The organism is Methylobacterium sp. 4-46 (assembly GCF_000019365.1).
Taxonomy (GTDB): Bacteria; Pseudomonadota; Alphaproteobacteria; order Rhizobiales; family Beijerinckiaceae; genus Methylobacterium.
This window is the reverse complement of record NC_010511.1, coordinates 426,490-452,347: the sequence shown is the minus strand read 5'-3', so window position 1 is coordinate 452,347 and position 25,858 is coordinate 426,490. Positions and strand designations below refer to the sequence as shown.

Here is a 25,858-nt window from a genome sequence, read left to right as displayed (position 1 = left end):
GTTTCTCCCACCGGGACCGACGCCATGCCCCTCGACAAGACCCTCATCGACGCGCTGCAGGCCGTCACCACCGCGACCCTGACCACGGTGATGCTGAAGAAGGGCCTGCGCCGCTGCTGGATGAAGGGGCCGCAGCCGCGCTTCGCGGCGAATGCCCGCATCGTCGGCCCGGCCTTCACCCTGCGCTTCGTCCCCGCCCGCGAGGACCTCGCGACCCCCGAATCCTGGTCGAGCCCGACCTCGACCCGCGGCGCCATCGAGGCGATGCCGGAGGGCTGCATCGCGGTCGTGGACGCCATGGGCGTGACCGAGGCCGGCATCTTCGGCGATATCCTGGCGGCGCGGATGCACAAGCGCGGCGTCGCCGCCCTGGTCACGGACGGGGTGATGCGCGACGGCGAGGGCGTCGCCGGGACCGGGCTGCCGGTCTGGTGCGCGGGCGTCGCCGCCCCGGCCTCGGTGGCGGGCCTCACCTTCGTCGGCTGGAACCAGCCGATCGGCTGCGGCGGCGTCGCGGTCTTCCCCGACGACGTGATCGTGGCGGACGGGGACGGCGCCGTGGTGATTCCGGCCGCCATCGCCCAGGAGGTCGCCCTGGCGGCCGTCGAGCAGGAGCGGCTCGAACTCTGGATCATGCGCGAGGTCGAGAAGGGCCTGCCCCTGCCGGGCCTCTACCCGCCCAACGCCGAGACGCGGGCGCGCTACGAGGCCGAGACCGCCGCCAAGTAGCCGTCTCCGCCAAGCACTCGCCTCCGCGCACTCGCCTCCGCGCACTCGCCTCCGCGCGGTCAGCGCGGCAGGGAGAGGCGGTAGACCCCGCGAAACGCGTCCGGATCGGGAACCACGCGTCCCTTGCGCAGGATCGCGATCCGGCCCTCCTTCATGAGCCGCACCGCCTGACGGCGGACCGGCTGCATCAGGGGGGACCAGCCGTCCGGGTGCGGGCCGCCCAGCGCCCGGGCGACCTCCGAGGGGCAGATGGTCTTGTCCGGCCCGCGCTCCGCGACGAGGCGCAGCAGCGTCTCGGCGATGGCGGCCTCGTCAGGGTGCGGTGTCATCGGGCTCCTGCAGGGCGCGGCACGCCTCGGAGGCGAATTGGCGCTTCCACATCACGTAAACCACGGCGGCGGTCGTGGCGAACAGGATGTAGGGGCTGACGAACCAGCCGAGATAGGCCAGCGCGAAGAACCAGGCCCGCTGGCCGCGGTTGAAATGCGCCCCCGCCACCACGTTCATGGTGGCGGCCCGCTTGGCGGCGTGACGGATCGCGTCCGGGTCGCCGCCCCGCGGCGGCACCGCGCCGATCAGTATGGCCCCGTAGTTGAACAGCCGGTAGGCCCAGGCGAACTTGAAGAAGGCGTAGACGAAGATCACCGCCAGCCCCGCCACCTTGATCTCCCAGGTGGTCCGGGTGGTCTGCATGCCGAAGGGCAGGGTCGAGAACAGGGTCAGCACGTCGTCGGCCGAGCGCGTCAGGGTGAGGACGCTGCCGAGCGCGATCAGCGAGGTCGAGGCGAAGAAGGCGGTGCCGTTCTGCAGCGAGGCGTTGATGGTGGTGTCGACCACCCGGTTCTCGCGCAGTTCGAGCTGCTCGGTCCAGGTGTGGCGGTAGAGGTTCATCATCCGGTTGAGGCTGTTGCGCCCCCGCGAGAGCCGCTCCACCGCGACGCCGTAGCCGATCCAGGCGACCGCGAAGCTCACCACCGCGGCGAGATCGAGGAGGGAGAAGTCGCCCACGCGGCGCCGGCCTCAGCCGCGCCGGATCGCGAAGCCCGAGGGCGCCGTCTCCGGCGAGGCCTCCACCGCCACCTCGGAGACGCGGGCCCCGGCCGGGCCCCGGCGCAGCGCCGCGAGCATCTGCCCGACCGCCTCGGCCGGACCGGAGAGCAGGGCCTCCACGCTCCCGTCCGGGCAGTTGCGGACGTGGCCGCTGAGGCCGAGGCGCGTCGCCTCGTCCCGGGTCCAGGCCCGGAAGCCGACGCCCTGAACGCGGCCTCGGATCGCCGCCCGCACCGTTCTGTCCCCGCCCATCATCGCCCGGCCCGCCGCTCCCGCGCCGAGGTAGCACGCGGCCGGGCGGCTGGGAACGCGCGCCCTCCCTGGCGCGGGGTCGGGTCCGGAGCCCGGGCTCGATCCGGCGCCGCAGCGCCGGGCTTGATCCGGCGCCGCTAACCCTCTAAGCGGGCCGCGCCTTCCGCCCGGCTCGTGACGTCGTGGGCGGGCTTGCCGCAGGTGAGGGATATGGCGAAGGAAAAGTTTTCGCGGACGAAGCCGCACTGCAACATCGGGACGATCGGGCACGTTGACCACGGCAAGACGTCCCTGACGGCGGCGATCACGAAGGTGCTTGCGGAGGCGGGCGGGGCGACGTTCACGGCCTACGACCAGATCGACAAGGCGCCGGAGGAGAAGGCGCGGGGGATCACGATCTCGACGGCGCACGTGGAGTACGAGACGCCGAACCGTCACTACGCGCACGTGGACTGCCCCGGTCACGCGGACTACGTGAAGAACATGATCACCGGGGCGGCGCAGATGGACGGCGCGATCCTGGTGGTGTCGGCGGCGGACGGCCCGATGCCGCAGACGCGCGAGCACATCCTGCTGGCGCGGCAGGTCGGCGTTCCGGCGCTGGTGGTGTTCATGAACAAGGTCGACATGGTCGACGACCCGGAGCTTCTCGACCTTGTGGAGCTTGAGGTGCGGGAGCTTCTGTCGAAGTACGACTTCCCGGGCGACGACATCCCGATCACCAAGGGCTCGGCGCTGTGCGCGCTGGAGAACCGGGAGCCGAAGATCGGTCACGACGCGATCCTCGAGCTGATGAAGACGGTGGACGAGTACATCCCGCAGCCGGAGCGTCCGATCGACCTGCCGTTCCTGATGCCGATCGAGGACGTGTTCTCGATCTCGGGGCGCGGCACGGTGGTGACGGGCCGTGTCGAGCGCGGGATCATCAAGGTGGGCGAGGAGGTCGAGATCGTGGGGATCCGTCCGACCACCAAGACGACGGTGACGGGCGTGGAGATGTTCCGCAAGCTGCTGGACCAGGGCCAGGCCGGGGACAACGTCGGCGTGCTGCTTCGCGGGACCAAGCGGGAGGACGTCGAGCGCGGTCAGGTGGTGTGCAAGCCGGGCTCGGTGAAGCCGCACACGAAGTTCAAGGCGGAGGCGTACATCCTGACGAAGGAGGAGGGCGGGCGGCACACGCCGTTCTTCACGAACTACCGTCCGCAATTCTACTTCCGGACGACGGACGTGACCGGGGTGGTTCAGCTTCCCGAGGGCACCGAGATGGTGATGCCGGGCGACAACGTGACGATGGACGTGACGCTGATCGTGCCGGTGGCGATGGAGGAGAAGCTGCGCTTCGCCATCCGCGAGGGCGGCCGCACCGTCGGCGCCGGCGTCGTCGCCTCCATCTCCGAGTAGGCACTCCCCGATCGGCCCGGACGCCGTCCGGGCCCCCGGCCGCGAACGGGGCGGGCGCGTGGCGCCCGCCCCGTTCGCGCATCCGCGTCCCGCCGCTCAGGCGGCGCGCACCGCGCCGCTCAGGCGGCGCGCACCGAGGCGAGGAACCGCGCCACCTCGGCGTCGAGCTGCTGCGACTGCCGGGACAGGCTCGACGCCGCGTCGAGCACCTGGCCGGCCGCGGCACCCGTCCGCTCCGCCGCCTGCGCGACGCTGCCGACATGCGAGGTGACCTCCCCGGTGCCGCTCGCCGCCTCGGCCACGTTGCGGGCGATCTCCTGGGTGGTCGCGCCCTGCTCCTCGACCGAGGCGGCGATCCCCATCGCCACGGTGCGGATTTCCTGGATCCGTCGCACGATCCCGCCGATGGCGCCGACTGCCTGATTGGTCGAGGTCTGGATCGCGCCGATCTGCCCGGAGATCCCCTCCGTGGCCCTGGCGGTCTGGTTGGCGAGCTCCTTGACCTCGGCGGCGACCACCGCGAATCCCCGGCCCGCCTCGCCGGCCCGGGCGGCCTCGATCGTGGCGTTGAGGGCCAGCAGGTTGGTCTGGCCCGCGATGGTCGAGATCAGGCTCACCACGTCGCCGATCTGCGAAGCGGCCCGGCTCAGGTCCTGCACCATCGTCGCCGTCTGGTCGGCCTCGGCGGCCGCCGCCTGGGCGAGTTCGGCCGCGCCGTCGACCTGCCGGCCGATCTCCTGCACCGAACTGCCGAGCTCCTCGGCCGCGGCCGCCACGGTGCGGACGTTCGAGGACGCTTCCTCGGCCGCGGCGGCGGCGCTCGTCGACTGGCTCGCGGTCTCGCCCGCGGTCACGCTCATGGTCCGGGCGGTGGCCTGCAGCTCCGCCGCGGCCGTGGTCACGGAGGCGACGATGCCTCCCACCATCGCCTCGAAGCCGGCGGCCATCTCGCGCATGCCCGCGCGGCGCTGGTCCTCGGCCTCGGCCCGGGCCCGGGCGGTCTGGGCCTCCAGTTCGGCGGCCCGGATCATGCCGTCCCTGAACACCTGGACGGCGCGGCTCATCTCGCCGATCTCGTCCCGGCGGTCGAGGCCCGCGATCTCCGTCGCGGTGTCGCCGGCGGCGAGCCGATGCATCGTCGCCGTCATCCGGCCGAGGGGGCGGCTGACCGCGAGGATCATCATCGCGGCCGCGCCCGCCGCCATCAGGGCAGCCACCATGATGAAGCCCATGAGCTGGATCTGGGCGTTGTCGAAGGTGCTGGTCATGGCGTCGCCGCTGGCCGCCGCGGAGGCGGTGTTGAGTTCGACGAGCTTCACCAGAGTCGCGATGACGGCCCGGATCGCGTCGGACATCCGGCCATTGTAGAGTTCCATCGCCGCGGCCGCGTCGCCCCGTTCGAGGGTCGCCACGGCTTCCGCCTGAAGGTCGAGATAGGCCTTCCATTGCCGGGTGTAGGTGTCGAAGAGGCTCGCCGCCTCGGCCAGGGCGAGGCGGCGGAAGTTCTCCTCCGCCGCGGCGAGTTCCCGGTAGCGCTGCTGCATCGATGTGGCCGCGTCGCGCTGCTGCTCCGGCGTCCTCGCGGAGAGCAGGCGGCTTCCGTTGATGCGCACGCGCAAGGCCTGCGCCTGGACCTGGCCGAGCGCCTGGGTCGCCTGGAGAACGTTGAGGCGGAGATCCGACGCCGCCTCATTCAGCACGCTCATCTGATGGTTGGCGAGCCAGGCCGTCGCGATCGTCAGGAGAAGCATGGTTGACGCACAAAAGATCATCTTTATTCGAATCGAGATCTGATTCAGCATGATAATCCTCGGAATGGCCATGTATTCAGGTAGGGAGATTCCCCGGCGCGATCATATCACTGCGTCAGATAGAGTTAAAAAATTGTGAACCAAAGACGATCCAATAAGGAATTCTTCGACGGCGGCCGTGGAGGCGGCGATCCCGCGGCTGTCCGGGCGCGCGACTATGCTGGCGCCCAGCGCTGGGACGTAACGTCATTCAGCCCGCCGCGTCGTCCAGGCCTCGTTGAGAGATGATGGAAGGCCATCTCTGACCTGGGAGATCACCTTGCGGCACTCGCCCTGTATCGTGTCCTGTCCTGGACAGGAGCCGTCGTCACGCACCGGACGCGCGGCGATCCCTTCGGGAGCTTGGAATGGATACTCGGCAAACCACTGCGGTCGGCAGAATCGGCGTGTTTCAGTCGATCACGTTCAGGATGGTCGCCGTCTCGGGGGCCTGCGTGATCGTCGTGTCCGGCCTCCTCCTCGGGCTCGGCGCCTCCTCGTCGCTGGGCAACGGCGCCTTCGCCACCGACGCGGTCGAGCGCATCCTCGACGCCAAGGCCAAGGAGAACCTGCGGGCGGTGGCCGGCAATCAGGCGGCCGTGATCCAGACCAAGGTCGATTTCGCCTTCGCGGCCGCGCGCAACGGCGCGGGGGCCCTGCGCGGGGGCCCTGGAGGTGATCGCGTCCGGGAAGGCGAGCGCGTCGCACCCGGAGGTGCGGCGCGGCCAGCTGAGCGAGATCCTGCTCAGCACCCTGAAGCGCAATCCCGAATTCAACGGAACCTACAGCGCCTGGGAGCCCGACGCGCTCGACGGCAGCGACGCGCGCTTCGCCGGCCGGCGCGACGCCGGATCCGACCAGAGCGGCCGCGCGCTGCCCTACTGGACCCGCAACGCGGAGGGCCGATCGCGCTCCAGCCCCTCGTCGAGTACGACAGCCGCGACCTGCACCCGAACGGCGTCATGAGGGGGGGCTGGTACGTGGGCCCGAAGGAGACCGGGCGCCAGCGCATGCTGGCGGAGATGGCCGACGGCTTCGAGCGGGCGGTCGGCGGCGTGGTCGGCGTCGTGTCCTCCTCGGCCGGCGCACTCCAGGACACCGCGCGCGGGATGATGTCGAGCGCGGCCGAGACGGCGAGCCAGGCCGCCGCCGTGGCGGCGGCGGCCGAGCAGGCGGCCTCGAACGTCAATACCGTGGCGGCCGCGGCCGAGGAGCTCGGCGCCTCGGTGCGGGAGATCGGCCGGCAGGTGCAGGGCTCGGCCGGGCTCGCCCGCACGGCGGTGCGGCGGGCGGACGAGACCGCCGGGCTCGTCGGCGCCCTGAGCCAGGCCGCGTCCCGGATCGGCGACGTGGTCGGCCTGATCTCGACCATCGCGGGCCAGACCAACCTTCTGGCCTTGAACGCCACGATCGAGGCCGCCCGGGCCGGCGAGGCCGGGCGCGGCTTCGCGGTGGTCGCTGCCGAGGTCAAGGAACTCGCCAACCAGACCGCCAGGGCCACCGACGAGATCTCGTCCCAGATCGCGGAGGTCCAGGGCGTGACCGGCCAGGCGGTCTCGGCCATCGGCGCCATCACGGGGCAGATCCGCGAGATCAGCGACGTCGCCGCGGCGATCGCCGCCGCGGTGGAGCAGCAGGAGGCGGCGACCCAGGAGATCGTGCGCAACGTGACCCAGGCGGCCGCCGGCACCGGCGAGGTGACGCGCAACATCTCCGGGGTGGCGAGCACGGCCGAGGGGGCCGGCCGGGTGGCCGCCCAGGTGCTGGCCTCGTCCTCCGACCTGTCGCGGCAATCCGAGCGGCTGAATGCGGAGGTGGCGCGCTTCGTCGAGACCGTGCGCGCGGCCTGATCCGCTGTCGGGACGATCACGTCCGGACAGCGGATGCCAAGCCCGCGCGCCGCCCGGCGGCGCGCCCCGTGGCCGGATCACGGGGGACATTTCCCTTGCATCCGGCGCCTTGTTGCGGCATGGAGCGGGCGCGCCGCGGCGCTGCAGGAGTGTAGCTCAACTGGTCAGAGCACCGGTCTCCAAAACCGGGGGTTGGGGGTTCGAGTCCCTCCACTCCTGCCAGGGGCCGCTCCGGACGACATCACCTTGGCGGCCAGATCACCTTTGCGGCCAAGCTCGTGGCGTGACGTCGCGGCCCACAGGCCCATCGACAAGCCCGCGCAACTGCGCTAGAGGCATCGCCCATCCCAGATCGAACAGACGGGCGGCGTGGGCTTGGGGGTTTGTCCAGGCCCCGCGCCCCTGTTGGTTTCGAGCGGCGACGGCTGTCGGATCATGGCATCGAACGAAGCGACCAAGAAAGTGGACCTCGGGCGCAATGCGACCCGCGGCACGCCCGTGCCCCGCGGCGCCGGGCCGACGCCGCCTCCGGTGCGGCCGGCGCCCAAGCGCGTCGGGCCCTTCGAGTTCCTGCAGCAGGTCCGCGACGAGGGCCGGAAGGTCACCTGGCCGACCCGCAAGGAGACCCTGATCACCACCCTGATGGTCTTCGTCATGGTGGTGCTGGCGAGCCTGTTCTTCGTCGTCGTCGATCAGGTGCTGCGCTACCTCGTCACCCTGGTCCTGGGCATTGGAGCCTGAGGCCCGAGAACGGGGCCCGAGGAGAGAGACGCCGTGTCCAAGCGTTGGTACATCGTCCACGCCTATTCGAATTTCGAGAACAAGGTCGCGCAGTCGATCAAGGACCAGGCTGCCCAGCGCGGCCTGCTCGACAAATTCGATGAGGTGATGGTGCCGACCGAGAAGGTCGTGGAGGTGCGCCGCGGCCGCAAGGTCGACGCCGAGCGCAAGTTCTTTCCGGGCTACGTGCTGGTGAAGTGCGACCTGACCGACGAGGTCTACCACCTCATCAAGAACACCCCGAAGGTCACGGGTTTCCTCGGGGCCGACAAGTCGAAGCCGGTGCCGATCCCCGACGCCGAGGCCGAGCGCATCAAGGGACAGGTCCAGGAGGGCACCGAGCGCCCCAAGGCCTCGATCTCCTTCGAGGTCGGCGAGTCGGTGCGCGTGGCGGACGGCCCCTTCGCCTCCTTCAACGGCGTCGTCGAGGAAGTCGACGAGAGCCGCTCCCGCCTCAAGGTGGCGGTCTCCATCTTCGGCCGGGCGACCCCGGTCGAGCTCGAATACGGTCAGGTCGAGAAGGTCTGACCGTTCCGCGAAGGGCGAACGGGCAAGAGCGATTGGGGCGTCGCGCCGGCGGCATGTGTCCGCCGGCACGAGGACCCTTCGCCACGCGCCGCTCGCCCCTCGCCTCACCCGCGGGAGGCCCGCCCGGTTCGCCGCCGGGGCATCCGGGCCGCACCGCGACCTGCAACCGCCTCGTCGAGCCCCTGAGGGCGCGAGGCACAGAACGGGAGCAGTCCCATGGCGAAGAAGATCACGGGCTACGTGAAGCTTCAGGTGCCGGCCGGCGCCGCCAATCCGTCCCCGCCGATCGGCCCCGCGCTCGGTCAGCGCGGCCTCAACATCATGGAATTCTGCAAGGCCTTCAACGCGAAGACCGCGCAGATCGAGAAGGGCACCCCGATCCCGGTGATCATCACCGCGTATCAGGACCGCTCCTTCACCTTCGAGATGAAGCAGCCGCCGGTCTCGTTCTTCCTCAAGAAGGCGGCCGGCATGAAGATCGGCAAGAAGCCGGCCTCCGGCTCGAAGACCCCCGGCAAGGGCGCGCCCGCCGGCCGGATCTCCGAGGCGCAGATCCGCGAGATCGCCGAGAAGAAGATGCCCGACCTGAACTGCGATTCGGTCGATTCCGCCGTCGCCATGATCCGCGGCTCCGCCCGGGCCATGGGTCTCGAGATCACCGGCTAAGGGGAGGGACGCATGGCACGTGAAGGCAAGCGCATCCGCGCCGCGCGCGAGGGCATCGACCCGACCAAGGTCTACTCCCTCACCGACGCGGTGAAGATGATCAAGGACCGCTCGAAGGCCAAGTTCGACGAGACCTTCGAGATCTCGATGAATCTCGGCGTCGATCCGCGCCACGCCGACCAGATGGTGCGCGGCGTCTGCAACCTGCCGAACGGGTCGGGCCGCACGGTCCGCGTGGCGGTCTTCGCCCGCGGCGCCAAGGCGGACGAGGCCCGCGCGGCCGGCGCCGACATCGTGGGCGCCGAGGATCTGCTGGAGACGATCCAGGGCGGCACGATCGACTTCGACCGCTGCATCGCGACCCCCGACATGATGCCGCTCGTCGGCCGTCTCGGTAAGGTGCTGGGCCCGCGCGGCCTGATGCCGAACCCGAAGGTCGGCACCGTCACCATGGACGTGAAGGGCGCGGTCGGCGCCGCCAAGGGCGGCGCGGTCGAGTTCCGCGTCGAGAAGGCCGGCATCGTGCATGCCGGGATCGGCAAGGTGTCGTTCGACGACCAGAAGATCGTCGAGAACGCCCGCGCCTTCGCGGACGCGGTGGCGCGCGCCAAGCCGACGGGCGCCAAGGGCACCTACATCCAGCGCATCGCCGTCTCCTCGACGATGGGCCCGGGCATCAAGGTCGACCCGGCGAGCGTGCTCGCCGCGCAATCGGCCTGATCCCTCCGCTCCGGCGAGATCCGAGCGCCCGGCCTCGCGGCCGGGCGTTTCTTTTCGGGCGCGGCCGCGGGCCGGCGCATCCGCGCCGCTCCCCCGCGTGCCTCGGCGCAGCGCCTGGCCGCGCGGCGGGACCCGCCCGCAGGAGGTGCCGCGTGCACGGAGCGCGCGAAATCCGCGCGGCGCGGGGGGGCGCCGCCGCGTCCTGCTGTGCTAGATAGGGCGTATGCGTAGCACCGTCCCGGTCTCCTCCACGCGACGCATCCTGTGCGTCTTCCCCGCCTACACGCCGTCCTTCGGCACGTTCCAGCACGCCTACCCGCTCATGGGCGGGGTCAAGGCGTTCATGCCGCCGCAAGGATTGCTGCTCATCGCCGCCTACCTGCCGGAGGCTTGGCAGGTCCGCTTCGTCGACGAGAACATCGCTCCGGCCGCGCCCGAGGATTTCGCCTGGGCGGACGCGGTCTTCGTCTCGGGGATGCACGTCCAGGCGCCGCAGATCCGCGACATCGGCGAGCGCGCCCACGCGGCCGGCCGGGTCGCGGTGCTGGGCGGGCCCTCGGTCTCGGGCGCGCCCGAGCAGTATCCGGACTTCGACTACCTCCACATCGGCGAGATCGGCGACGCCACCGACGAGCTCATCCGCCGGCTCGACGCCGACGTCGCCCGGCCGCCCGCGCAGCTGCGCCTGGAGACCGGGGAGCGCCTCGGCCTGTCCGATTTCCCGGCCCCGGCCTACGCGCAGGTGCCGCTCCGCCGCTACCTGATCGGCTCGCTGCAATTCTCCTCGGGCTGCCCCTACCGCTGCGAGTTCTGCGACATACCGGCCCTCTACGGCCGCCAGCCGCGGCTGAAGACCCCCGAGCAGCTCCTCGCGGAACTCGACGCGATCGTGGCCCAGCCCGGCCACCCGGCCGTGGTCTACTTCGTCGACGACAACTTCATCGGCAACCGCAAGGCCACGCGGGAGATGCTGCCGCACCTGGTCGCGTGGCAGAAGCGGAAGGGCTACCCGCTCCAATTCGCCTGCGAGGCCACGCTCAACATGGCCAAGCAGCCCGAGATCCTCGCGCTGATGCGGGAGGCCAACTTCGTCACGGTGTTCGTCGGGATCGAGACGCCCGAACTCGACGCGCTCAAGGTGATCGACAAGACCCACAACGCCGCCGTGCCGATGCTGGAGGGCATCGCGACCCTGAATTCCTACGGCCTGGAGGTGACCTCCGGGATCATCCTCGGCCTCGACACCGAGACCGCCGAGTCCGAGGAGAAGCTCGTCGCCTTCATCGACCGGTCCGGGGTGCCGGTCCTGACCATGAACCTGCTCCAGGCGCTGCCGCGCACGCCGCTCTGGGACCGCCTCGCGAAGGAGGGGCGCCTGGTGGACGACCCGCGCCTCGAATCCAACGTGCGCTTCCTGCGCCCGCACGACGAGGTGGTGGCGAGCTGGCGGCGTGCCATCGCCCACGCCTACGCGCCCGAGCGGCTGTTCGACCGCTTCCGCCACCAGATCGACGTGACCTACGTCAACCGCGTCCCCATCCCGGCGCGGAACCGCCTGACCCGGGACAATCTCCGGCGCGCCCTGGTGATGGGCTTCAACATCGCGGTGCGGGTGGGGCTGCTGTCGGATTACCGCCGCGCCTTCTGGCGGGCGGCCGGCTACGCCCTCCGGCGCGGCCAGGTCGAGGCGGTGTTCAACATGGGCTTCGTCGCCCACCACCTGATCCGCTTCACCCGCGAGGCGCTGGAGGGCAAGCAGAACGCCTCCTTCTACGCCACCCGCCCGGTGGAGAGGTCGAAGGAGGGCGCGGTCGGCTGGTGGCGCCGCACCCGCTCCGAGCGCAAGCCCGCCTGAGGAATGCGCCCCCGCGCTGCGTCGGGCCGCGCGCTCGCGTTGATCGCACGACGTCGCCGCACCCGCGGCGCGTCGCGCCAGTCTTCGCGCCGCGCCGCCGCACTCCGCTCCCGCCCTTCGCCAGCGTCAGCGCCGGTTGCGGATCCCCGAGTCTCGGAAAATTCGGCGCGGCCGCGGCCCGGGATCGATTCCGAATTCGCCCGGAGACTTCTTTAACCTTGCGTCAACTGTTTCAGAACAGGTTTCCCGGGAGCAGAATTTGCCCACGCACGGGCATCGAAAGTGCTGCTCGCGGCGCCCTGCCCTCGAGACAGAGTCGATCATGCAGATCAAGCATCGGCTGAATGCCATTCTCGCCCTCTTCGTGATCATCGTGATCGCGCTCTGCGGCCGCAGCCTGCACGAATCTTGGCGGCGCTGGAGCTTGGCCGAGGAGGTGTCGCGTCTCGCCAGCGTCGATCGCGCCCTCCTGGACACCTTGAGCGCGATGCGGTTCGAGGGCGGGGCCCTCAGCGCCGCCCTGCGCATCGAGGTGGACCAGGCGGCGAGCCTGCGCAGCGAGGCCGCGGAGCGGAGGGCGGCGCTGGAGGCCGCCCTGCCGCCGGCCCTGGCCCGGCTCGAAGAGGTGGAGCATCCCGCGATCCGCGCCGCCGCGGAGGCGGTGCGCGCGGTCATGGCGGAGTGGCGGCGCCTGCGCCAGGAGAGCGACGCGGCGCTGGCCAGACCCCTGGCGGAGCGCGACAGGGAGGTCATCGGGCGGGTGATGGCCGGCCGCGACCGCTTCGTCGCGGCGGGCGAGGCGCTGCTGGTGGCGGTCGAGGCGGAGATCCGCGCCGAGGATCCCACCCTCTCCGACCTCATCCTGGGCCGCACGATGTCCTGGGCGGCGCGCAGCCTCTCCGGCAGCGCGAACGTCCAGATCAACGAACTGCTCACGCAGAAGCGCCCGATGACGCCCACCGAGCAGCAGAGCATCAACGCCCTGTTCCGCGTCTCGGATTTCGCCTTCGCGGCCGCCCGCGAGATCGGCACCCGGACCGGGATGGCGCCGGCGCTCCGCGCGGCGATCGCCGACGCCGACGCGGGCTACTACAAGGGAGCCTACCAGGACACGCTGCGCAGGATCCAGGAGGTGCTGGCCTCGCCCGACCTGCCGCGCCCGAGCGTGGCGGAGTGGCGCAAGGGCTCGACGCCCGCCCTCAACACCATCGGGGCCGTGCCGACCGCCTTCGTGGTGGAACTCGACGAGGCGGCCGCGCGGGCGGCGCGGAGCGCCACCCAGAACCTCGCCGTCTTTGCCGGGCTGCTCGTCCTCAGCGTCCTCCTGGCGGTGTGCGGCATCGCCTTCATCGCCCGCGGCATCATCCGCCCCCTCTCGGCCATGACCGTCGCGGCCGAGCGCCTCGCGCAGGGCGACACGGCGGTGGCGGTGCCGGGCGGCGGCCGCCGCGACGAGATCGGCGCCCTCGCGGCCGCCGTGCAGGTGTTCAAGGACAACCTGCTGCGCAGCCGCGTCCTGGAGGAGGAGGCCGCCCTGGCGCGGGCCGGGGCCGAGGCGCAGCGCCGCGCCGCCACCCACGAGATGGCGGAGGGTTTCGAGCGCGCCGTGAGCGGCATCGTGCGCGCCGTGTCGCGCTCGGCCTCCGAGCTGCAGGCGACCGCCCGGACCATGACCGCCACCGCCTCGCAGACCGCGGTGCAATCCGCCTCGGTGGCCGCCGCCGCCGAGCAGGCCGCCTCGAACGTGGGGACGGTGGCGGCCGCCGCCGAGGAACTCGGGGCCTCGGTGCAGGAGATCGGCCGGCAGGTCGCCGGCTCGACCCAGCTCGCCCGAACGGCGGTGGCGGAGGCCGGGACGACGGCCGGCGTGGTGGAGGACCTCGCCGGGGCGGCGGCCAAGATCGGCGAGGCGGTCTCGCTGATCACGACCATCGCGGGCCAGACCAACCTGCTGGCCCTCAACGCCACGATCGAGGCGGCCCGGGCCGGCGAGGCGGGCCGGGGATTCGCGGTGGTCGCCGCCGAGGTCAAGGAGCTCGCCAACCAGACCGCCAAGGCGACGGAGGAGATCTCCGCGCAGGTGGGCCGGATCCAGGCCTCGACGCGGCAGGCGGTGGGGGCGATCGGGGGCATCGGCTCGCGGATCCGGGAGATCAGCGACGTGGCGACGAGCATCGCGGCGGCGGTGGAGGAGCAGGGCGCGGCGACCCAGGAGATCGTCCGCAACATCACGCAGGCGGCGACCGGGACCGGCGAGGTCACGGGGAACATCGCCAGCGTGGCGGGGGCGGCGGAGGAGACCGGGGCGGCAGCCAACCACGTGCTGGCGGCGGCGTCGGCCCTGTCGGAGGAATCGGACCACCTCGCCGCCGAGGTGCGGCGCTTCCTCGAGACCGTCCGGGCCGCCTGACGGCCCGCGGCGGCCGCCGGGCGCGCCGGCCGCCGCGCCGGCTGCCGGGGAGGGGCGCGGCAACGCCCTGCGACCGAATATCCCTCGTTCCCCACCTCGCTCCCCACTTGGCAGGGCGCTTGCACGCCGCTATAGACCGCGCTCCACGTTTTCACACCATTGAGAGGACTCGACCGATCGGTCGTGGCCTGACGAGATGTCCCCGGGCAACCGGGTGACGAATGGCCGGCGGGCACAAGGGGTTTCCCCTCGCGCCCCGTCCGGCCATGTCCTGTCCGAGACTGCAGGCGCCGGCTCGCCGGCTTAATTCCCCAGCCTGCACAGACGGGGAAGACCGAGTTTTCCGCCCCCGCCGCCCTCGCGGGCGGGCAGGGCGTCGGTTTGAACCATCTCACCCAACGTCAGCGACCGCAAGGCCGCCGGTTGGGGACAGGGCCGTGAAGCGTCGCTCGCGCCGCCGCGGTCTTCCGAGGCCCCGGCTCAGCACGGGCGGCAAGTGCAACCGGTGGGACCATCCCGGTCCCGCCAACCGGAGAGAGCCCGGTGGACAGAGCAGCAAAAGCTGATCTCGTCGCGTCGCTCAACGAGGTGTTCTCCACCACCTCGCTGGTCGTCGTGGCCCACTACAAGGGCCTCACGGTCGCCGACATGCAGAAGCTGCGCAGGCAGATGAAGCAGGCCGGCGCCACCGTGAAGGTCGCGAAGAACCGCCTCGCCAACATCGCTCTCGACGGCACGAACGTCGCCTCCATCAAGCCCCTCCTGAAGGGCCCGACCCTGCTCGCCTATTCGAGCGATCCGGTCGCGGCCGCCAAGGTGGCGGTGGACTTCGCCAAGGGTAACGACAAGCTCGTGATCCTCGGCGGCGCCATGGGCGCGACGGCCCTGAACCCGGACGGCGTGAAGGCCCTGGCCACGCTGCCGTCCCTCGACGAACTGCGCGCCAAGATCGTGGGCCTCGTGCAGGCGCCCGCGACCAAGATCGCCCAGGTCGTCAACGCGCCGGCGGCGAAGCTCGCCCGCGTGTTCGGGGCCTATGCCGACACGGCGAACAAGGACGAGGCCGCCTGACGGCGCTTCGCTCGCATCGCAACCGTTCAAACCGACAACACGCAGGAACTGAAAATGGCTGATCTTGCCAAGCTCGTCGACGACCTGTCGTCCCTGACCGTCCTCGAGGCCGCCGAGCTCGCGAAGATGCTCGAGGAGAAGTGGGGCGTCTCGGCCGCCGCGGCCGTCGCCGTGGCCGCCGGCCCGGCCGCCGGCGGCGCCGCCGCCCCGGCCGCCGAGGAGCAGACCGAGTTCACCGTCGTCCTGGCCGCGGCCGGCGACAAGAAGATCGAGGTCATCAAGGAGGTCCGCGCGATCACCGGCCTCGGCCTCAAGGAGGCCAAGGACCTGGTCGAGGGCGCTCCGAAGCCGGTCAAGGAGGGCGTGTCCAAGGACGACGCCGCCAAGCTCAAGGCCCAGCTCGAGAAGGCCGGCGCCAAGGTCGAGCTCAAGTAAGGCGATGCGGGTCCGCACGGGCCCGGACCTCCGCGTCGCGGCCGCCGGCTCAGGCCGGCGCGCCGCGGCCCCTCCAGCCCGCGGGTTCGCGCCCGCGGGCTAGAGCGTTTTCCGGCGAAGAGCGCGCTGCTTCGACGCCCCCTCGGGATCCTGGGCATGGATCCCCATATGTTTCCGTTCGGGTGAGGATCGCCGCAAGCGGTCCGGCCGGGAAGGTCGATGCGGCAGGGGTGCCCCGGCAGGGGGCCCCCCGCGTCCCTCCGGCCCCGTGACGCGGTGGATGAGGAGCGAGGTCACCTATGGCCAACACGCTGGTCGGTCGCAAGCGCATTCGCAAGTTCTTCGGCAAGATTCGGGAAGTCGCCGAGATGCCGAACCTCATCGAGGTCCAGAAGGCGTCCTACGACCAGTTCCTGATGGTCGACGAGCCCGAGGGCGGCCGTCCCGATGAAGGATTGCAGTCCGTCTTCAAGTCGGTCTTCCCGATCTCCGACTTCTCCTCGACCGCCCTGCTCGAGTTCGTCAAGTACACCTTCGAGGCGCCGAAGTACGACGTCGACGAGTGCCGCCAGCGGGGCATCACCTTCGCGGCGCCGCTGAAGGTCACGCTGCGCCTGATCGTGTTCGACGTCGATCCGGATACCGGGGCCAAGTCGGTCAAGGACATCAAGGAGCAGGACGTCTACATGGGCGATATGCCCCTGATGACGGAGAACGGCACCTTCATCGTCAACGGCACCGAGCGCGTGATCGTCTCGCAGATGCACCGCTCGCCGGGCGTCTTCTTCGACCACGACAAGGGCAAGACCCATTCCTCGGGCAAGCTGCTGTTCGCCGCGCGCATCATCCCGTATCGCGGGTCCTGGCTCGACGTCGAGTTCGACGCCAAGGACATCGTCTACGCGCGCATCGACCGCAAGCGGAAGATCCCGGTCACCTCGCTGCTGTTCGCGCTGGGCCTCGACGGCGAGGAGATCCTGTCGACCTTCTACAACCGCATCACCTATGCGCGGGACGGGCGCGACTGGCGCGTGCCCTACGACGCCGAGCGCCTGAAGGGCTTCAAGGCCACGACCGACCTCATCGACGCCGATTCGGGCGAGGTCGTGCTGGAGGCCGGCAAGAAGCTGACCGCGCGCGCCGCCCGCCAGATCGCCGAGAAGGGCACCAAGGCGCTGCGCGCCACCGACGAGGATCTGGTCGGCCAGTACATCGCCGAGGACATGGTCAACTACAAGACCGGCGAGATCTACGCGGAGGCGGGCGACGAGATCAGCGAGAAGCTGCTGAAGGGGCTCTCCGACGTCGGGATCGAGGAGATCCCGGTGCTCGACATCGACCACGTCAACGTCGGTCCCTACATCCGCAACACGCTCGCGGTCGACAAGAACTCGGCCCGCGAGGGCGCGCTGTTCGACATCTACCGGGTGATGCGTCCGGGCGAGCCGCCGACCCTCGACACCGCCGAGGCGATGTTCCACTCGCTGTTCTTCGACGCCGAGCGCTACGACCTCTCGGCGGTCGGCCGCGTGAAGATGAACATGCGCCTCGACCTCGACGCGCCCGACACGATGCGGACGCTGCGGCGCGAGGACATGCTGGCGGTGGTCAAGGCGCTGGTGGACCTGCGCGACGGCAAGGGTGAGATCGACGACATCGACCACCTCGGCAACCGCCGCGTCCGCTCGGTCGGCGAGCTCATGGAGAACCAGTACCGGCTGGGGCTCCTGCGCATGGAGCGCGCCATCAAGGAGCGGATGTCCTCCGTGGACATCGACACCGTGATGCCGCAGGACCTGATCAACGCCAAGCCGGCGGCGGCGGCGGTGCGCGAGTTCTTCGGCTCGTCGCAGCTCTCGCAGTTCATGGACCAGACCAACCCGCTCTCCGAGGTGACGCACAAGCGCCGCCTGTCGGCGCTCGGGCCGGGCGGTCTCACCCGCGAGCGCGCGGGCTTCGAGGTGCGCGACGTGCACCCGACCCATTACGGCCGCATCTGCCCGATCGAGACGCCGGAGGGGCCCAATATCGGCCTCATCAACTCGCTCGCCACCTTCGCGCGGGTGAACAAGTACGGCTTCATCGAGACCCCGTTCCGCCGGGTGCGCGGCGGCGTCGTGACCGACGAGGTGGTCTACCTCTCGGCCATGGAGGAGGCGAAGTACTACGTGGCGCAGGCGAGCGCCGCGATGGATGCCGAGCGCCGCCTGACCGAGGACCTCGTGGTCTGCCGCCGCGCGGGCGAGGTGATCGTGGTCGCCCCCGACCGCGTCGACCTGATGGACGTGTCGCCCAAGCAGCTGGTGTCGGTCGCCGCGGCGCTGATCCCGTTCCTGGAGAACGACGACGCCAACCGGGCCCTGATGGGCTCGAACATGCAGCGCCAGGCGGTGCCGCTGGTGCGGGCCGACGCGCCCTTCGTGGGCACCGGCATGGAGGCGGTGGTCGCCCGCGATTCGGGGGCGGCGATCGCGGCCCGCCGCGCCGGGGTGATCGACCAGGTCGACGCCACCCGCATCGTCATCCGCGCCACCGAGGAGACCGACCCGACCAAGCCCGGCGTCGACATCTACCGGCTGCAGAAGTTCCAGCGCTCGAACCAGTCGACCTGCATCACGCAGAAGCCGCTGGTCCGGGTCGGTGAGGTCGTCAAGAAGGGCGACATCATCGCGGACGGCCCCTCGACGGAGTTCGGCGAGCTCGCCCTCGGCCGCAACGTGCTCGTCGCGTTCATGCCCTGGAACGGCTACAACTTCGAGGACTCGATCCTGCTCTCCGAGCGGATCGTGAAGGATGACGTGTTCACCTCGATCCACATCGAGGAGTTCGAGGTGATGGCCCGCGACACCAAGCTCGGGCCGGAGGAGATCACCCGCGACATCCCGAACGTCTCCGAGGAGGCGCTCAAGAACCTCGACGAGGCCGGCATCGTCTATATCGGGGCCGAGGTCCACGCGGGCGACATCCTGGTCGGCAAGATCACGCCGAAGGGCGAGAGCCCGATGACGCCGGAGGAGAAGCTCCTGCGCGCCATCTTCGGCGAGAAGGCCTCGGACGTGCGCGACACCTCCCTGCGCGTGCCCCCGGGCGTCACCGGCACCATCGTCGAGGTGCGGGTGTTCAACCGGCACGGCGTCGACAAGGACGAGCGCGCCCAGGCCATCGAGCGCGAGGAGATCGAGCGCCTCGCCAAGGACCGGGACGACGAGCAGGCGATCCTCGACCGCAACACCTACGCGCGCCTCGCCGACGTGCTGGTGGGGCAGTCCCCGGTCGCCGGCCCGAAGGGGTTCAAGAAGGACACGCTCCTCACCCGCGAGGTGCTGGCCGACTATCCCCGCTCGCAATGGTGGCAGTTCGCGGTCGTCGACGATCGGATGATGACCGAGATCGAGGCGATGCAGAAGCAGTACGACGAGTCGAAGAAGCGCCTGGAGCAGCGCTTCCTCGACAAGGTCGAGAAGCTGCAGCGCGGCGACGAACTGCCCCCCGGCGTCATGAAGATGGTCAAGGTCTTCGTGGCGGTGAAGCGCAAGATCCAGCCCGGCGACAAGATGGCGGGCCGCCACGGCAACAAGGGCGTGGTGTCCCGGATCGTGCCGATCGAGGACATGCCGTTCCTGGAGGACGGCACGCACGCGGACATCGTGCTCAACCCGCTCGGCGTGCCGAGCCGCATGAATGTCGGGCAGATCCTCGAGACCCATCTCGGCTGGGCGGCCGCCGGGCTCGGGCGCCAGGTGGCGCAGGCGGTCGACGCCTACCTGCGCAATCAGGACGCGCAGCCCCTGCGCGAGCAGATGAGCCGGATCTACAGCCCCTCCGAGCTGGAGGGCCTGTCGGATCGCGAACTCGCCGAGGTCGGCAACAACCTGCGCCGCGGCGTGCCGATGGCGACGCCGGTCTTCAACGGCGCCAAGGAGGCCGACATCGAGGCGATGCTGGAGATGGCCGGGCTCGACCGTTCGGGGCAGTCGACGCTCTACGACGGGCGCACCGGCGAGCCCTTCGACCGCAAGGTCACGGTGGGCTACATCTACATGCTCAAGCTGCACCACCTCGTGGACGACAAGATCCACGCCCGGTCGATCGGCCCCTACTCGCTCGTCACCCAGCAGCCGCTGGGCGGCAAGGCGCAGTTCGGCGGCCAGCGCTTCGGCGAGATGGAGGTCTGGGCGCTCGAAGCCTACGGGGCGGCCTACACGCTGCAGGAGATGCTCACGGTCAAGTCGGACGACGTCGCCGGCCGCACCAAGGTCTACGAGGCCATCGTGCGCGGGGACGACACCTTCGAGGCCGGTATCCCGGAGAGCTTCAACGTGCTGGTGAAGGAGATGCGCTCGCTCGGCCTCAACGTCGAGCTGATCTCCTCCAAGCGCGCCGCCAACGACCAGCTCGAGGCGCCGCCGGAGGCGGCCGAGTAGGACCGACCCGACGCGGCGGGCGCGACGCGGGAGCGATCCCGCGGCCTCGCGCGCCCGCTCACGCCTCCCGGCCCGGCCGGGAGGCGCCTCCCGGTCTGCGGGAGACACGACCCTTCGCGGAGTTCAAGCGCGACGCGTCACCCCACCCGCCCCGGGTGACACGTCCGCTTCAAGGAGATGATCATGAACCAAGAGGTCATGAATCTTTTCAACCAGCAGGCTCAGCCTCAGAGCTTCGACCAGATCAAGATCTCGATCTCGTCGCCTGAGAAGATCCTGTCTTGGTCCTACGGTGAGATCAAGAAGCCCGAGACCATCAACTATCGGACCTTCAAGCCGGAGCGGGACGGCCTGTTCTGCGCGCGGATCTTCGGGCCGATCAAGGATTACGAGTGCTTGTGCGGCAAGTACAAGCGGATGAAGTACAAGGGCGTCATCTGCGAGAAGTGCGGCGTCGAGGTCACCCTCGCGCGCGTGCGGCGCGACCGCATGGGCCACATCGAGCTCGCGGCGCCCGTGGCCCATATCTGGTTCCTGAAGTCCCTGCCGAGCCGCATCGGCCTGCTGCTCGACATGGCGCTCAAGGACCTGGAGCGCATCCTCTACTTCGAGTCCTACGTCGTCATCGAGCCGGGCCTCACCCCCCTCAAGGAGCGTCAGCTCCTCTCGGAGGAGGAGTACCTGCGCGCGCAGGAGGAGTACGGCGAGGATTCCTTCACGGCGATGATCGGCGCCGAGGCGATCCGGCGCATCCTCCAGGACCTCAACCTGGAGAAGATCGCGGCCGACCTGCGCCAGGAGATCGCCACGACCACTTCCGACCTGAAGCCCAAGAAGCTGCTCAAGCGCCTCAAGATCATCGAGGCGTTCCAGCTCTCGGGCAACAAGCCGGAATGGATGATCCTGACGGTCGTGCCGGTGATCCCGCCGGACCTGCGGCCGCTGGTGCCCCTGGACGGCGGCCGCTTCGCGACCTCCGACCTCAACGACCTCTACCGGCGCGTCATCAACCGCAACAACCGCCTGAAGCGGCTGATCGAGCTGCGCGCGCCCGACATCATCATCCGCAACGAGAAGCGGATGCTGCAGGAGGCGGTCGACGCGCTGTTCGACAACGGCCGCCGCGGCCGCGTCATCACGGGCGCCAACAAGCGCCCGCTGAAGTCGCTCGCCGACATGCTGAAGGGCAAGCAGGGCCGGTTCCGCCAGAACCTGCTCGGCAAGCGCGTCGACTATTCGGGCCGCTCGGTCATCGTGGTCGGCCCCGAACTGAAGCTGCACCAGTGCGGCCTGCCCAAGAAGATGGCGCTTGAGCTGTTCAAGCCGTTCATCTACGCGCGCCTCGACGCCAAGGGCTTCTCGGCCACGGTGAAGCAGGCCAAGAAGCTGGTCGAGAAGGAGAAGCCGGAGGTCTGGGACATCCTCGACGAGGTGATCCGCGAGCACCCGGTGATGCTGAACCGGGCGCCGACGCTGCACCGGCTGGGCATCCAGGCCTTCGAGCCGAAGCTGATCGAGGGCAAGGCGATCCAGCTGCACCCGCTCGTCTGCGCCGCCTTCAACGCGGATTTCGACGGCGACCAGATGGCCGTGCACGTCCCGCTGTCGCTCGAGGCGCAGCTGGAAGCGCGCGTGCTGATGATGTCGACCAACAACATCCTGCACCCGGCGAACGGCGCCCCGATCATCGTGCCCTCGCAGGACATCGTGCTCGGGCTCTACTACCTGTCGATCGTCGCCGACGGCGCGCCGGGCGAGTACAAGTCGAACAACCCGCTGAACCCGATGCAGGGCGTCTACGGCGATTTCGGCGAACTGGAGCACGCCCTGGCCTCGCGGGCGGTGACGCTGCACTCCAAGGTCAAGTGGCGCTGGAAGGGCCTCGGCCCGGACGGCGAGGAGGTCACGCGCACCTACGACACCACGCCCGGCCGCGTCATCCTCTCCAGCGTGCTGCCGCGCCACCCCAAGGTTCCCTTCGACGTCGTCAACAAGCTGATGACCAAGAAGGAGATCTCGGCGATGATCGACACCGTCTACCGCCATTGCGGTCAGAAGGAGTCGGTGATCTTCTGCGACCGCATCATGGGCCTGGGCTTCAGCCACGCCTTCAAGGCCGGCATCTCCTTCGGCAAGGACGACATGGTCGTGCCGGAGAACAAGTGGACGATCGTCGACGAGACCCGCGCCTTGGTGAAGGACTACGAGCAGCAGTACCAGGACGGTCTGATCACCCAGGGTGAGAAGTACAACAAGGTCGTGGACGCCTGGGCGAAGTGCTCGGACCGGCTCGCCAGCGAGATGATGAACCGCATCTCCTCGGTGCAGAAGGACGAGAAGGGCGCCGACAAGCAGGTCAACTCGATCTACATGATGAGCCACTCCGGCGCGCGCGGCTCGCCGGCCCAGATGAAGCAGCTCGCGGCGATGCGCGGCCTGATGGCGAAGCCGTCGGGCGAGATCATCGAGAGCCCGATCATCTCGAACTTCAAGGAAGGCCTGGACGTGCTCGAGTACTTCAACTCGACGCACGGCGCCCGCAAGGGCCTCGCCGACACCGCCCTGAAGACCGCGAATTCGGGCTACCTGACCCGCCGCCTCGTCGACGTGGCGCAGGACGCGGTCATCCGCGAGGTGGATTGCGGCACCGATGCGGGGATCCGCATGCGGGCGATCATCGATGCCGGGCAGGTCGTGGCGACGCTCGCGACCCGCATCCTCGGCCGCGCCACGGCGGAGGACCTCGTCGCGCAGGACGGCTCGATCATCGTGCCCAAGGGCCAGATGATCGAGGAGCGCCACCTGGACGCCATCAACAAGGCCGGCATCCAGGAGGTGAAGATCCGCTCCGTGCTGGTCTGCGCCACCAAGAACGGCGTCTGCGCCACCTGCTACGGGCGCGACCTCGCCCGCGGCACCCCCGTCAACCAGGGCGAGGCGGTCGGCGTCATCGCGGCGCAGTCGATCGGCGAGCCGGGCACCCAGCTGACGATGCGGACCTTCCACATCGGCGGCGCGGCCCAGATCGCGGATTCGTCCTTCATCGAGTCGAGCTTCGAGGGCACGGTGAGGATCCGCAACCGCGGCCTCGCCCGCAACTCGGACGGCGACCTGATCGCCATCGGCCGCAACGTGGCCGTGGTGATCGTCGGGCCGGACGGCACCGAGCGGGCGGTCCACCGCCTGCAATACGGCGCCCGCGTCCGGGTCGACGAGGGCGACTCGATCAAGCGCGGCCAGCGCATCGCCGAGTGGGATCCCTACACCCGGCCGATCCTGACCGAGGTCGACGGCATCGTCGCCTACGAGGACCTGATCGACGGCCAGTCGATCACCGAGACCACCGACGAGTCGACCGGCATCGCCAAGCGCGTCGTCATCGACTGGCGGGGCTCGGCGCGCACCGCCGACCTGCGCCCGGCGCTCGCGATCCACGACCAGAACGGCAAGGTGCTGAAGCTGCCCCGCGGCTCCGACGCCCGCGCCCTGCTGCCCGTGGAGGCGATCATCGGTGTGGATCCGGGCGCCCGGGTCAAGGCCGGCGACATCCTGGCCCGCGTCTCGACCGAGAGCGCCAAGACCCGCGACATCACCGGCGGTCTGCCGCGGGTGGCGGAGCTGTTCGAGGCGCGGCGCCCGAAGGACGCGGCGATCATCGCGGAGAAGTCGGGCACGATCTCGTTCGGGCGCGACTACAAGAACAAGCGCCGCCTGTCGCTCACCCCGCATGACGGGTCCGAGCCGGTCGAGTACCTGATCCCGAAGGGAAAGCACATCCACCTTCAGGACGGGGACGTGGTCGAGGTCGGCGACTTCATCGTCGACGGCAACCCGGCGCCGCACGACATCCTGGCGATCAAGGGCGTAGAGGAGCTCGCGGCCTACCTCGTCAACGAGATCCAGGAGGTCTACCGGCTGCAGGGCGTGTCGATCAACGACAAGCACATCGAGGTGATCGTCCGCCAGATGCTGCAGAAGGTGGAGATCACCGACAGCGGCGATTCCGAGATCCTGACCGGCGACCAGATCGACCGGACGGAGCTGCAGGAGATCAACGAGCAGTTGGTCTCCGAGGGCAAGAAGCCGGTGCAGGGCGTGCCCGTCCTGCTCGGCATCACCAAGGCCTCGCTGCAGACCCGCTCGTTCATCTCGGCGGCGTCCTTCCAGGAGACCACCCGCGTCCTCACCGAGGCGGCGGTCAACGGCAAGGTCGACACCCTCGAGGGGCTGAAGGAGAACGTGATCGTCGGCTCGCTGATCCCGGCGGGCACGGGCGCGATGATCGCCGACATCAAGTCGATCGCGCGGCGCCGCGACGAGCTGATCATGGCCCAGAAGACCGCCGAGAGCGGCGCGGCCCTGCAGGAACTGCCCGCCGCCGAGTAGGCGAGGGCAGACCGTCGCGCCCCAGCGAGGGCCGGCGCCGCCGAGGGGCGGTGCCGGCCCTTTCTCTTGGGCCCATCCCATCCCAGGGGCGGGGGCACGACGCCGCGCCCTCGCCGGCGTCACGCTGCACCTCAGGCGCCCGCACGGGGACGCTCCCGCGACGCGAAGGCCCCTCCCGTCCGGCCGCACGCACCCGCGCGCCGCGAAACCCGGCCTTAACGCTTGACACCGCCACCCCGAAGGACTAGGACCCCTCCCACTGAACGGCCGGCCGTAGGCGGCAGCTGATCGACGTGCCCTTAGAGCCTCGATCCACGCCGCCTAAACGCGACCGAACTTCAAACCGACTGACACGTGTCAGACCGGCATGACCGCGGGAGCTCGCGCTCCGGTGGTCCTCTGCTCGCATGGCGCGCCAAAGGCTGGTTTTCAGCCTGGGGCGCGATTTGCGTTGCGCTGACCTGAAAGCGCCGGCCCGCCCGGACGAGATGGAATTCTGACGATCGCCCCGGACGGCGATGCGTTGCGAGAGGAATGGCATGCCGACGATCAACCAGCTGATCGCCAATCCGCGGAAGATCCAGAAGAGCCGCAACAAGGTGCCGGCCCTGGATGCCTGCCCGCAGAAGCGCGGCGTCTGCACCCGCGTCTACACCACGACGCCGAAGAAGCCGAACTCGGCGCTGCGCAAGGTGGCGAAGGTCCGCCTGACCAACGGCTTCGAGGTGATCGGCTACATTCCGGGCGAGGGTCACAACCTCCAGGAGCATTCCGTGGTCATGATCCGCGGCGGCCGCGTGAAGGACCTGCCGGGCGTGCGCTACCACATCCTGCGCGGCGTGCTCGACACCCAGGGCGTCAAGAACCGCAAGCAGCGCCGCTCGAAGTACGGCGCCAAGCGGCCGAAGTAAGCCCCTCCGACCCGTTACCCCATCGCCTGCCCCGCAAGGATGCCGCCGGCCTCGATGCTCAAGGCGGCCTGCGCGGGGCGTACCAGATCGTATTGCAAGACCTGAAGGAAGCGCGCGATGTCCCGCCGCCACTCTGCCGAGAAGCGTGAGATCATCCCGGATCCCAAGTACGGGGACGTGGTCCTCACCAAGTTCATGAACTCGGTCATGTACGAGGGCAAGAAGTCGGTCGCCGAGAGCATCGTGTACGGCGCCTTCGACATCATCGAGAGCCGGGCCCGCGCCAACCCGATCGAGGTGTTCCGCGCCGCCCTCGACAACGTCGCCCCGGCGATCGAGGTGCGCTCGCGGCGCGTCGGCGGCGCCACCTACCAGGTGCCGGTCGAGGTCCGTCACGAGCGCCGGCAGGCCCTGGCGATCCGCTGGCTGATCCAGGCCGCGCGCTCGCGCAACGACCGCACCATGGTCGAGCGCCTCTCCGCCGAACTCCTCGACGCCGCCAACAACCGCGGCGCAGCCGTCAAGAAGCGGGAAGACACCCACCGGATGGCCGAGGCCAACCGCGCCTTCTCGCATTACCGCTGGTAACCAGCGGTCTCT

General features: G+C 69.9%; 19 protein-coding genes, 1 tRNA gene and 1 pseudogene. 17 read left to right on the top strand and 4 right to left on the bottom strand.

Annotated elements, in window-relative coordinates:
* The first annotated feature begins 24 nt into the window (after positions 1 to 24).
* Complete coding sequence (locus M446_RS01830) at positions 25 to 729, top strand: ribonuclease activity regulator RraA (protein ID WP_012330362.1); 705 nt, start codon at positions 25 to 27, stop codon at positions 727 to 729.
* Positions 730 to 788: 59 nt separating this feature from the next.
* Here M446_RS01830 and M446_RS01825 read toward each other — a convergent pair whose 3' ends face one another.
* The 3 genes from M446_RS01825 to M446_RS01815 are packed head-to-tail and all read right to left on the bottom strand — an operon-like array spanning position 789 to position 2,034.
* A complete protein-coding gene (locus M446_RS01825; RefSeq protein ID WP_012330361.1) occupies positions 789 to 1,058 on the bottom strand; it encodes a DUF3253 domain-containing protein in 270 nt (89 codons plus the stop codon).
* Positions 1,042 to 1,737, bottom strand: coding sequence for a DUF599 domain-containing protein (locus M446_RS01820; RefSeq protein ID WP_012330360.1), 696 nt, complete (start codon positions 1,735 to 1,737; stop codon positions 1,042 to 1,044). The genes M446_RS01825 and M446_RS01820 overlap by 17 nt, the downstream gene beginning before the upstream one ends.
* 12 nt (positions 1,738 to 1,749) lie before the next feature.
* The gene (locus M446_RS01815; RefSeq protein ID WP_012330359.1) at positions 1,750 to 2,034 is read right to left on the bottom strand and encodes an acylphosphatase; all 285 of its coding nucleotides are present in this window, start codon (positions 2,032 to 2,034) and stop codon (positions 1,750 to 1,752) included.
* Between the two features lie 207 nt (positions 2,035 to 2,241).
* Between M446_RS01815 and tuf the strand changes: the two genes are divergently transcribed.
* Complete coding sequence (tuf, locus tag M446_RS01810; protein ID WP_012330344.1) at positions 2,242 to 3,432, top strand: elongation factor Tu; 1,191 nt, start codon at positions 2,242 to 2,244, stop codon at positions 3,430 to 3,432.
* A 119-nt stretch (positions 3,433 to 3,551) separates the two neighbouring features.
* Here the strand turns inward: tuf and M446_RS01805 are convergent, their stop codons facing one another.
* The gene (locus M446_RS01805) at positions 3,552 to 5,234 is read right to left on the bottom strand and encodes a methyl-accepting chemotaxis protein (RefSeq protein WP_012330358.1); all 1,683 of its coding nucleotides are present in this window, start codon (positions 5,232 to 5,234) and stop codon (positions 3,552 to 3,554) included.
* A 663-nt stretch (positions 5,235 to 5,897) separates the two neighbouring features.
* Here M446_RS01805 and M446_RS01800 point away from each other — a divergent pair.
* From M446_RS01800 to rpsG, 15 genes and pseudogenes are all read left to right on the top strand, one after another.
* Positions 5,898 to 6,188, top strand: coding sequence for a hypothetical protein (locus M446_RS01800; protein WP_036270533.1), 291 nt, complete (start codon positions 5,898 to 5,900; stop codon positions 6,186 to 6,188).
* A gap of 50 nt (positions 6,189 to 6,238) precedes the next feature.
* Positions 6,239 to 7,072, top strand: a pseudogene (locus M446_RS01795) (methyl-accepting chemotaxis protein); the annotation flags it as partial.
* 145 nt (positions 7,073 to 7,217) lie between these two features.
* Positions 7,218 to 7,294 (top strand) — tRNA-Trp (locus M446_RS01790).
* 213 nt (positions 7,295 to 7,507) lie between these two features.
* The gene (secE, locus tag M446_RS01785) at positions 7,508 to 7,813 is read left to right on the top strand and encodes a preprotein translocase subunit SecE (protein ID WP_012330357.1); all 306 of its coding nucleotides are present in this window, start codon (positions 7,508 to 7,510) and stop codon (positions 7,811 to 7,813) included.
* A gap of 33 nt (positions 7,814 to 7,846) precedes the next feature.
* Positions 7,847 to 8,380 carry a transcription termination/antitermination protein NusG gene (gene nusG / locus M446_RS01780; protein ID WP_012330356.1) on the top strand — a complete coding sequence of 178 codons (534 nt, stop codon included), beginning with the start codon at positions 7,847 to 7,849 and terminating at the stop codon, positions 8,378 to 8,380.
* A 216-nt stretch (positions 8,381 to 8,596) separates the two neighbouring features.
* Positions 8,597 to 9,046 (top strand): 50S ribosomal protein L11, encoded by a 450-nt coding sequence (rplK, locus tag M446_RS01775; RefSeq protein WP_012330355.1) that lies wholly within the window; start codon positions 8,597 to 8,599, stop codon positions 9,044 to 9,046.
* A gap of 12 nt (positions 9,047 to 9,058) precedes the next feature.
* A complete protein-coding gene (gene rplA / locus M446_RS01770; protein WP_012330354.1) occupies positions 9,059 to 9,766 on the top strand; it encodes a 50S ribosomal protein L1 in 708 nt (235 codons plus the stop codon).
* Between the two features lie 223 nt (positions 9,767 to 9,989).
* On the top strand, positions 9,990 to 11,621 hold the full coding sequence (locus M446_RS01765; RefSeq protein ID WP_012330353.1) for a B12-binding domain-containing radical SAM protein: 1,632 nt from the start codon (positions 9,990 to 9,992) through the stop codon (positions 11,619 to 11,621).
* Positions 11,622 to 11,943: 322 nt separating this feature from the next.
* Positions 11,944 to 14,031, top strand: a complete 2,088-nt coding sequence (locus M446_RS01760; protein ID WP_012330352.1) for a methyl-accepting chemotaxis protein — start codon at positions 11,944 to 11,946, stop codon at positions 14,029 to 14,031.
* Between the two features lie 543 nt (positions 14,032 to 14,574).
* Positions 14,575 to 15,102: a 50S ribosomal protein L10 gene (gene rplJ, locus M446_RS01755; protein WP_012330351.1), complete on the top strand. Its 528-nt coding sequence runs from the start codon at positions 14,575 to 14,577 to the stop codon at positions 15,100 to 15,102.
* A 54-nt stretch (positions 15,103 to 15,156) separates the two neighbouring features.
* Complete coding sequence (gene rplL, locus M446_RS01750; protein WP_012330350.1) at positions 15,157 to 15,537, top strand: 50S ribosomal protein L7/L12; 381 nt, start codon at positions 15,157 to 15,159, stop codon at positions 15,535 to 15,537.
* Between the two features lie 299 nt (positions 15,538 to 15,836).
* Complete coding sequence (gene rpoB / locus M446_RS01745; protein ID WP_012330349.1) at positions 15,837 to 19,961, top strand: DNA-directed RNA polymerase subunit beta; 4,125 nt, start codon at positions 15,837 to 15,839, stop codon at positions 19,959 to 19,961.
* Between the two features lie 183 nt (positions 19,962 to 20,144).
* Complete coding sequence (gene rpoC / locus M446_RS01740) at positions 20,145 to 24,347, top strand: DNA-directed RNA polymerase subunit beta' (RefSeq protein ID WP_012330348.1); 4,203 nt, start codon at positions 20,145 to 20,147, stop codon at positions 24,345 to 24,347.
* A 539-nt stretch (positions 24,348 to 24,886) separates the two neighbouring features.
* Positions 24,887 to 25,258, top strand: a complete 372-nt coding sequence (gene rpsL / locus M446_RS01735; protein WP_012330347.1) for a 30S ribosomal protein S12 — start codon at positions 24,887 to 24,889, stop codon at positions 25,256 to 25,258.
* A 117-nt stretch (positions 25,259 to 25,375) separates the two neighbouring features.
* Entirely contained in the window at positions 25,376 to 25,846 is a 471-nt protein-coding gene (gene rpsG, locus M446_RS01730) for a 30S ribosomal protein S7 (protein ID WP_012330346.1), read from the top strand.
* Positions 25,847 to 25,858 lie beyond the last annotated feature (12 nt).

What these genes read in the sequence shown, in the direction of transcription:
- M446_RS01830 (WP_012330362.1), top strand. Translation starts at nt 25, where the DNA reads ATGCCCCTCGACAAGACCCTCATCGACGCGCTGCAGGCCGTCACCACC.
- M446_RS01825 (WP_012330361.1), bottom strand. Translation starts at nt 1,058, where the DNA reads ATGACACCGCACCCTGACGAGGCCGCCATCGCCGAGACGCTGCTGCGC.
- M446_RS01815 (WP_012330359.1), bottom strand. Translation starts at nt 2,034, where the DNA reads ATGATGGGCGGGGACAGAACGGTGCGGGCGGCGATCCGAGGCCGCGTT.
- tuf (WP_012330344.1), top strand. Translation starts at nt 2,242, where the DNA reads ATGGCGAAGGAAAAGTTTTCGCGGACGAAGCCGCACTGCAACATCGGG.
- M446_RS01805 (WP_012330358.1), bottom strand. Translation starts at nt 5,234, where the DNA reads ATGCTGAATCAGATCTCGATTCGAATAAAGATGATCTTTTGTGCGTCA.
- secE (WP_012330357.1), top strand. Translation starts at nt 7,508, where the DNA reads ATGGCATCGAACGAAGCGACCAAGAAAGTGGACCTCGGGCGCAATGCG.
- rplK (WP_012330355.1), top strand. Translation starts at nt 8,597, where the DNA reads ATGGCGAAGAAGATCACGGGCTACGTGAAGCTTCAGGTGCCGGCCGGC.
- rplA (WP_012330354.1), top strand. Translation starts at nt 9,059, where the DNA reads ATGGCACGTGAAGGCAAGCGCATCCGCGCCGCGCGCGAGGGCATCGAC.
- M446_RS01765 (WP_012330353.1), top strand. Translation starts at nt 9,990, where the DNA reads ATGCGTAGCACCGTCCCGGTCTCCTCCACGCGACGCATCCTGTGCGTC.
- M446_RS01760 (WP_012330352.1), top strand. Translation starts at nt 11,944, where the DNA reads ATGCAGATCAAGCATCGGCTGAATGCCATTCTCGCCCTCTTCGTGATC.
- rplL (WP_012330350.1), top strand. Translation starts at nt 15,157, where the DNA reads ATGGCTGATCTTGCCAAGCTCGTCGACGACCTGTCGTCCCTGACCGTC.
- rpoB (WP_012330349.1), top strand. Translation starts at nt 15,837, where the DNA reads ATGGCCAACACGCTGGTCGGTCGCAAGCGCATTCGCAAGTTCTTCGGC.
- rpoC (WP_012330348.1), top strand. Translation starts at nt 20,145, where the DNA reads ATGAACCAAGAGGTCATGAATCTTTTCAACCAGCAGGCTCAGCCTCAG.
- rpsL (WP_012330347.1), top strand. Translation starts at nt 24,887, where the DNA reads ATGCCGACGATCAACCAGCTGATCGCCAATCCGCGGAAGATCCAGAAG.
- rpsG (WP_012330346.1), top strand. Translation starts at nt 25,376, where the DNA reads ATGTCCCGCCGCCACTCTGCCGAGAAGCGTGAGATCATCCCGGATCCC.